This window comes from Aquitalea pelogenes (genome assembly GCF_001515305.1).
GTDB classification, from domain to species: domain Bacteria; phylum Pseudomonadota; class Gammaproteobacteria; order Burkholderiales; family Chromobacteriaceae; genus Aquitalea; species Aquitalea pelogenes.
Genome location: NZ_LNQV01000024.1, coordinates 62127 through 69311, shown reverse-complemented (window position 1 = coordinate 69311; position 7185 = coordinate 62127). Strand labels below are relative to the sequence as shown.

The following is a 7185-nucleotide window of genomic DNA, read 5'->3' as shown; positions in this document are numbered from 1 at the left end:
AAAGCGCATCTTGCGCTCGGCCAGATTGGCCACCACCACCACATTGCGGCCCACCAGCTTTTCCGGTTCCTGATAGGCAGAACGGATGCCGGAGAAGATCGGCCTTGTCGCCACCGGGCAGCGGCAAGGGGGTGATATGACCCATGCGCTCGCAACTGGCACCTTCCAGCATCATCAGTTCACCGCCCCAGGCGCCGCCGTTCTTGCCCAGGCCATAGCCGTCCAGTGCCAGACCCAGCGTCGGGCCTTGCAGGCCATGCTCGGCGATGACGGCGGCCAGGTGGGCATGGTGGTGCTGCACCGGCAGCACCGGAATCCCCAGCTGCTGCGACCATTGCTGGGCCAGCAGGCTGGAAAAACTGTCCGGTTGCAGATCGCATGCAATGGCCTGTGGGCTGACGCCGGTCAGGTCCAGCAGATGCTGGGCGGTATGTTCCAGTGCCTCGCAACTGAGCGGGTGGTCCAGGTCGCCCACATATTGCGAGACAAAAGCCTCGTTGCCGCGCAGCACCGTTGCCGTGGTCTTGAGATAAGCGCCCAGTGCCAGCACGTCCGGCCCGCTGTCGGCCAGCGGCAATGGGTCCGGCACAAAGCCGCGCGCCCGGCGATAGAACAGCGGCTGGCCGCCTTGCAGCGCCATTACGCTGTCGTCGCAGCGGGTGACGATGCTGCGGTTGTGCAGCAGGAACACGTCGGCCACCTTGTTCAGCCGTTCACGCGCTTCCTGATTACTGGTGACAATGGGTTCACCGGACAGGTTGGCACTGGTCATCACCCAGGTTTGCTCACAGGCTTGCTCGCGCCATTGCTCGCCTTGCGGGCGACCCAGCGCTTCGTGGAACAGCAGCCATTGCAGCGGGGTGTAGGGCAGCATCACGCCGATGGCGGCAATGCCGGGCGCGATGTCCGGCATCCGCTGGTCAGCTTCCGGTTTCTTTTGCAGCAGCACGATGGGCCGCTCCGGGCGTTGCAGCCAGACGGCTTCCTGCGGGCTGACTTCACAAAAGGCGCGGACGGATTCCACATTGAGCGCCATCACTGCCAGTGGCTTGCCGGGGCGATGCTTGAGCTGTCGCAGCCGCGCCACGGCCTCAGGATTGGTGGCGTCGCACACCAGATGAAAACCGCCGAGGCCCTTCATGGCAATGCTGCGGCCCATCTGCAGGATCTGCCATGCGCCGTGCAGCGGGTCGCCATTCAGGGCAATGCCAAAGCGGTCGGTCAGTTGCAGCTGCGGGCCGCAGTCCGGACAGGCGGTGGGTTCGGCATGAAAGCGGCGGCTGTGCGGGCTCTGGTATTCGCTGCGACAGGTCGGGCACAGCAAGAAGGGCAGCATGCTGGTGTTGGCCCGGTCGTAGGGCAGGCGATGGGTGACGGTGTAGCGCGGGCCGCAATCGGTACAGTTGATGAAGGGGTAGCGATAGCGGCGGTCAGCGGGGTTGAACAATTCGGCGAGGCAGGCCGGACAGGTGGCGCTGTCGGCAGGCAGGCGTGCCTGGGTGGTGCTGCCGCTGCTGCTGCGGATTTCAAAGCCGTCTTCGTCCGGCAATGGGTCCAGCAGGGTTTGCTGCATGCTGTCGATTTGCGCCAGCGGCGGCAGGTGCTGTTGCAGTTGCAGCTGGAAGGCGGCCAGCTGGCTGCTGCTGCCTTGCAGTTCCACCGTCACGCCCTCGCCACTGTTGTGCACAAAGCCGGACAGGCCTTCCGCCTGGGCGGTGCGCCAGATGAAGGGACGGAAGCCCACTCCCTGAACCCGGCCGCGGATGGCCAGTCGCAAGCGTTGTGTCGGCATGATTCAGCGGCGCTCCTGCAACTGCTGTTCCAGCGCGGCAATCTGCTGGCGCAGGCGGGCCACTTCGCGCTGTTTCACCAGCTGGGCATCGTTCATTTCCAGCAACAGCCAGTCAATCCACAGGTCCATGCCGTCGCCACTCTTGCTGGACAGCTGCAATACCTTGATCTTGGGGTTGATGCGCCGCGCGTTGGCAATGCACACGTCCACGTCGAAATCCAGATGGCGCAGCAGGTCGATCTTGGTCAGCAGCATGATGTCGGCGGCGGCAAACATGTCCGGATACTTCAGCGGTTTGTCCTCGCCTTCGGTCACGGAGAGGATGGCCACCTTGTGTGCCTCGCCCAGATCGAAAGCGGCCGGGCACACCAGATTGCCGACGTTTTCGATCAACAACAGGCTGTCGTCGGCCGGGTTCAGCTGTTCCAGCGCCTGGCCCACCATGTGGGCGTCCAGATGGCAGCCCTTGCCGGTGTTGATCTGGATGGCCGGTGCGCCGGCCGCGCGGATGCGTTCGGCGTCGTTGCTGGTTTGCTGGTCGCCTTCCACCACGTATACCAGGGTGTCGCTGCCCAGCTGGCGGATGGTTTCGGCCAGCAGGGTGGTTTTGCCCGAACCGGGGCTGGACACCAGATTCAATGCAAAGATGCCGCGGTCGCGCAGCCACTGGCGGTTTTGCGCGGCATAGCCATCGTTCTTGGACAGGATGTCCTGCTCGATCTTCACCATGCGCGCCTGGCTCAGGCCCGGCGCATGGGCATGGGCCGCGCCCTGACCGTAATGCAGCGCCGCGCCACCCGCCTGCTGGCTGAGCGTGGGCTGATGTTCTGCCGCTTGGCCTGCCGGGCTTGCCGGTGCCGGGCGGGCGTGAACATGATGATGGTCGTGGTCGTGGTCGTGGTCGTGGTCGTGGAATGGCCATGATCATGCGCATGGTGCGGGCGATACGGAAACTTCACGCCGCCGGGAGCCCGGCCTTCAATCTTCACATTGCCTTTGCTGCAGCCGCAAACGGTACACATTGCTGCCTCTCCTTGTTTTTCATTCTGATGGCAGCGGCCGGTGGCCACTTGCCGGTATTCATGGGGCGGGGCTTATTCCACTTCCAGTTCGCTGACGCGCATTTCATCGCCACCGGTTACTTGCACCTGATGCTTGCCGCACAGTGGGCAGGCATCAAAGCGGGCATGGACGGCCACGCGCTGGCTGCAGGCCAGGCACCAGCCTTCACCGGGCTGGCGCACAAAGTGAAAGCGCGCGCCATCGGCCAGCGTGTTGCGGCTGACCACTTCCAGGCAAAAATCCAGGGCTTCCACTTCCACTCCGGCCAGCTCGCCTATGCTCAGCCACACCTGTTTGACCCGGCTGAAGTCCTGGGCCCTGGCCTGGTCCTCCAGCAACTGGACGATGCCTTCGGCCAGTGACATTTCATGCATATTCGGTTTCCTTGCTCACGCTGTATGCCACACAGGGGTCGATCAGGCTGATCTGGCGCTGCCATTCTGCGGTATTGGCCTTGGCCAGAAAACCCAGGCTTACCCGCAATACCCCTTCCGGATGCGCATGCCACAGCGTGGGCGGCAGCACCCGGTAACGGCTGATGCGGCCTGCTGCATCCAGAGCCGCCAGATGCAACAGCGGCCCGCGTGCGGTTTCCACCAGCGCCAGCGCGCCATCGGGCAGGCAGGCGGCACTGGCTTGCAATTGCTGTGTGCCGCTCAGCCAGCGCGCCAGTTGCAGCAGCCGCGCCAGCAGCCGTGCGCGCGGACGCAAATTCATTTCCAGCATGCCGGGCAGTTGATCCGCCTCGCGTGCCAGTGCGCTCACTTCACATGCTTGTCCCTGCCACACCGGCCCGCCGGGACGCAGCCAGTCGGCCAGATGCGCCGCCAGCATGCCAGCGCCAAGCGGTGGCAGCAGCGTACAGCCCGGTAGCGGCTGATCCAGCATGCGCAGCCAGCGTGCCGGTGCGGTATCGCCTTGCATCAGCCAGGCCAGCCAGCCGTCTTCGCCGCGTTGCAGCCAGTGCTGGCAGTCTTCGCCGTAGACAAAGGCTTCGGCCAGACTGCGCAGGGTGGGCAGGTCCTGTGCCGCGCGCCATTGTGCGGTCCACTGTGCCGCCGCCGGTGCGCCGTCAAAAGCCTGCGACCAGTCCAGCAGCAGCTTGCGCAGGGTTTCCCGCACGGCTTCCAGTGTCAGCATGGCATGCTGTTCATCACTGGCCGTGGCCTGCTGACCGGCCGCCTGTTGCAGCACCAGTCGGGCGGCCAGGCTCTGCGCCCTGGCACACAGGGTGAACAACAGGGGCGTCATGGCCTCGACCTGTGCCACGGATTGGCCGATGAACAGGCGCTCGGCCTCCATGCGCGGCCAGCTTACGCGAACGGCAGTCGTGCTGTCCTTGTTCTGGCTCAGGACAATGTGAATCCGGTCGGTATTCATCGGCTCAGTCCAAACAGGCGACGGCGGGACATATCCGGTGCGGCGGGCTGTGCCGGTGGAAACAGCAGCTTGAGTACTTCTTCCGCCGTAGCACAGGCGCTGGCCTGATCGGCAAATTGCAGCACCGGCGAAAACAGCGAGCACAGCCGGTAGTCGCCCAGTGCGTCTTCATGGCCAGCCATGAAGGGCAGGGCGTCACCCGGCAGTTGCACCACCACCTCGCCCCCCGGTGGCACCGGCGGCAGGCTGTCGGTAGCAACGGGCAGCAGCAACAGGTTCATGAACCAGGGGGTGAGCAGCACGCCCACCCACAGCAAGCCATGCGGGCCGTCCCACTGCTGAAAGCCGATGGCCTGTACCTGCAAGGCCGGGTTGAGGATGGGAATGCCCTGCATGCGGGTGTCGGCAATCTGGCGGAACAGCTGTTCCAGCCGGGGGCCGGGGTTGTGGGCTGGGTTCATGCCGGGCTGTCCAGCACCATGAACTGGTCGCGTGCGCCATCGCATACCGGGCAGCGCCAGTGTTCCGGCAGGGCGGAAAACGGCGTGCCGGGCGGAATCTGCCACACATCGTCGCCTTGGGCCGGGTCGTACACCCACCAGCAGATCTTGCATTCCATGCGCGCATCGTCTGCCAGGCTGGCGTCGCGTCCCAGATAGGAGCCTTCAAAGCGCCCGTCCATCAGTATTCCCCTTGCAACCACTGCCAGGCTTCCTGCAGGCGGTCCAGCGAGTCAGCCAGATCGTCCTCCGAGGCCAGCGCCACTTCCGGAATGCGGGTGATTTCCAGCGTATCCAGCAAGATGCTGTTCATGCCGTTGAAGTACTGCACGCGCCAGACATTGCGTAGCGAGGTGGCCATGATGCGGCATTTGCCATAGCCACGGGAAAACACCCCGCTATTGCCCGGCCCCAGGATGGCATCCAGGCAGTCCATGTCGGCCGGGCTCATCGGCAGCAAGGAAAAGTTGATGATATGGGCCTCGCTGCCGGGGTTTTGCATGGCGGCGGCAATTTCGGTCAGTACCGGCCCGGCGTTCATCAGCTGGTCGGGCAGGGTGGGGATGTCCAGCTCACCTTTGCCAAACGCGCGGGCAGCCTGCCATACGGCGGCGGGAATCGGACAGGCTTCAATGCGGTCGGCCAGCAACTGGCCATCGGCGCTGCTTTCCAGCACGCGCCAGATACCGGCGAATACCGACTCCTGCATGTCCAGTTCGCGGCCGTCCAGCAGTTTCACCCGACAGGACACCTCGCCTTCGCCCAGCAGCTGGTTGATCAGCTGGCGGTTGGCGGCATCAAGCTGGCTGATGTCCTGCACCGGGTAAACCTCGGCATCACCCTGATAGCCCTGCAACTGGGCAATCAGCTCGGCAATCACCTGTTTGGCGGCATGCAGGTGTTCCACCTCTTCCGAGGTGGGCAGGGTGGGCTGGTCGAAACTGTCGATTTCACGCGGCAGCGGCATGTAGGCCAGGTCCGGGTCTTCCGGTTGCGAACCGGGGCCAAGGCCCACCACGGCGACGGGGAAGGGTTTGATGTTCATGCGCAACCTTTCTCGCTGCTGGCACTGGTGACCGGAATGCCGACCGAAGGCGGGCGACGGGTGGGGGCGGTGAGCTTGTCGGCAAAGCTGTGCACGATGTCCGGCCAGTCCTGCAGGCCGGCGATGATGCCCACGTATTCGCCCTGGCGCAGAAACAGCAGGGCGGGGAATTTCAGGATGCCAAAGCGTTTGGCAATGGCCTGGCTGGCCGGCAGGTCGGCATAGGCCACGCGGAAGGTGTCGGCGGGGAATTCGCGCAGCACTTCCGGCACGATCACCACATTGTCCAGCACCTCGGGATATTTCACCGGGTCGGCATTCAGCATCACGATCAGGTTTGGCGTGGCCGCGGCCAGCGGGTCCAGGCTGGCGGCGTCAACGGCCTGGTAGCCGGTATCAGCCAGCCTTTGCAGCAGGTTGTCTTGCGGATTGCTCATCAGGAGGTTTTCCTTTGTGCGTCCAATTGCGCCTGCAGATGCGGTGGCAGCTGCGGTTCGCGCTGATTGAGGTCGGCTAGATGGATGGCCGGGTCGAAACGGCCGTTCATGGCGGCATCCAGTGCGGCCAGCGCGTCCAGAATGTCGGCCGCACGTTCGGCGCTTAGCACCTCGCGTGCCGCGCCCATGAATACCAGCAGCCAGTCACCAGGCTGTACTGCGCCCACCAGCGACAGGTCTACCGTTTGCCATTGCCCGGCGTGCTGGCAGTCGGCCTCCAGTTCGTGACAGCGTTCCACTTGCATGGGAATGCCCAGGCACATCAGCCTTCTCCTTGCAGCACGCGGTCGTCGCCAATGCGGCAGGCCAGCTCGGCTGACGGGCGTTCGTCTTCGTAACGCTGCATGTCCAGGCTGGCGTGGTTCAGCCGGTCGTCGTCCTGGCGGGGTGACAGGCTGACGCCCCAGTCCTGCAACTGCTGCACGGCCAGTGCAATGGCCGGTTCCAGCTGTGCACGCACCGGCTCGGTCAGGCTGCCGCCATAGTCTTCCAGCTGCACCGGCTGCACGCCGATCAGCACGATCTGGCCGGGCAGATTGCCCTTGAGGTCGGCCAGTGCCAGCACCTCGGAAAACCCGGTCTGGTGCAGGCTCATTTTCTTGGCGGTGAGATAGGCCGGTACGGCATCGTCGCGGTACACCTTGAGTGTGCCGGGCGTGAGGCCGAAGTCGATGGCGTCGAACAGGATCAGCCGGTCCGCTTCTTCCACATAGGGCAGCAGCAACAAGCCTTGGGTGCCACCGTCCACAACGTCGACGTTGGCAGGGAGCTGGTAGCGGGCAAACAGCTGCTCGGCGGCGCGTACGCCAAAACCTTCGTCAGCCCAGAGCAGGTTGCCCAGCCCCATGATGGTGATGTGTGCGGTGTGCATGGTTTCGATACTGCTGTAACGGAATGGGTTACAGATCA

Annotated in this window: 10 protein-coding genes and 2 pseudogenes; all 12 read right to left on the bottom strand. The window is 64.3% G+C overall.

Translation table 11 applies throughout. The features are described from left to right. Window positions 1-114 (bottom strand): hypothetical protein (locus tag AWT75_RS22895; protein ID WP_239689566.1); only part of this gene is annotated, 114 nt, incomplete at its 3' end. A gap of 46 nt (window positions 115-160) precedes the next feature. Continuing rightward, window positions 161-1792, bottom strand: a pseudogene (gene hypF / locus AWT75_RS11905) (carbamoyltransferase HypF); the annotation flags it as partial. Window positions 1793-1795: 3 nt separating this feature from the next. Continuing rightward, a pseudogene (hypB, locus tag AWT75_RS11900) lies at window positions 1796-2641 on the bottom strand (hydrogenase nickel incorporation protein HypB); the annotation flags it as partial. Then, window positions 2533-2814, bottom strand: a complete 282-nt coding sequence (locus AWT75_RS23955) for a hydrogenase nickel incorporation protein HypB (protein WP_476726752.1) — start codon at window positions 2812-2814, stop codon at window positions 2533-2535. The pseudogene hypB and the gene AWT75_RS23955, both read right to left, overlap by 109 nt. Window positions 2815-2886: 72 nt before the next feature. Then, window positions 2887-3228 (bottom strand): hydrogenase maturation nickel metallochaperone HypA, encoded by a 342-nt coding sequence (gene hypA / locus AWT75_RS11895; RefSeq protein ID WP_193394078.1) that lies wholly within the window; start codon window positions 3226-3228, stop codon window positions 2887-2889. Continuing rightward, a complete protein-coding gene (locus tag AWT75_RS11890; protein WP_062789293.1) occupies window positions 3221-4234 on the bottom strand; it encodes a hypothetical protein in 1014 nt (337 codons plus the stop codon). The genes hypA and AWT75_RS11890 overlap by 8 nt, the downstream gene beginning before the upstream one ends. After that, window positions 4231-4695: a [NiFe]-hydrogenase assembly chaperone HybE gene (gene hybE / locus AWT75_RS11885; protein WP_062789291.1), complete on the bottom strand. Its 465-nt coding sequence runs from the start codon at window positions 4693-4695 to the stop codon at window positions 4231-4233. The genes AWT75_RS11890 and hybE overlap by 4 nt, the downstream gene beginning before the upstream one ends. Beyond that, entirely contained in the window at window positions 4692-4916 is a 225-nt protein-coding gene (locus AWT75_RS11880; RefSeq protein ID WP_045845133.1) for a rubredoxin, read from the bottom strand. Before AWT75_RS11880 ends, hybE begins: the two co-directional genes overlap by 4 nt. Further along, a complete protein-coding gene (locus AWT75_RS11875; protein ID WP_062789289.1) occupies window positions 4916-5779 on the bottom strand; it encodes a hydrogenase expression/formation protein in 864 nt (287 codons plus the stop codon). The genes AWT75_RS11880 and AWT75_RS11875 overlap by 1 nt, the downstream gene beginning before the upstream one ends. Then, complete coding sequence (locus AWT75_RS11870; protein ID WP_062789287.1) at window positions 5776-6216, bottom strand: thioredoxin domain-containing protein; 441 nt, start codon at window positions 6214-6216, stop codon at window positions 5776-5778. The genes AWT75_RS11875 and AWT75_RS11870 overlap by 4 nt, the downstream gene beginning before the upstream one ends. Further along, window positions 6216-6539: a HypC/HybG/HupF family hydrogenase formation chaperone gene (locus AWT75_RS11865; RefSeq protein WP_062789284.1), complete on the bottom strand. Its 324-nt coding sequence runs from the start codon at window positions 6537-6539 to the stop codon at window positions 6216-6218. Before AWT75_RS11865 ends, AWT75_RS11870 begins: the two co-directional genes overlap by 1 nt. Next, complete coding sequence (hybD, locus tag AWT75_RS11860; RefSeq protein WP_062789301.1) at window positions 6539-7147, bottom strand: HyaD/HybD family hydrogenase maturation endopeptidase; 609 nt, start codon at window positions 7145-7147, stop codon at window positions 6539-6541. The genes AWT75_RS11865 and hybD overlap by 1 nt, the downstream gene beginning before the upstream one ends. Window positions 7148-7185: the final 38 nt, after the last annotated feature.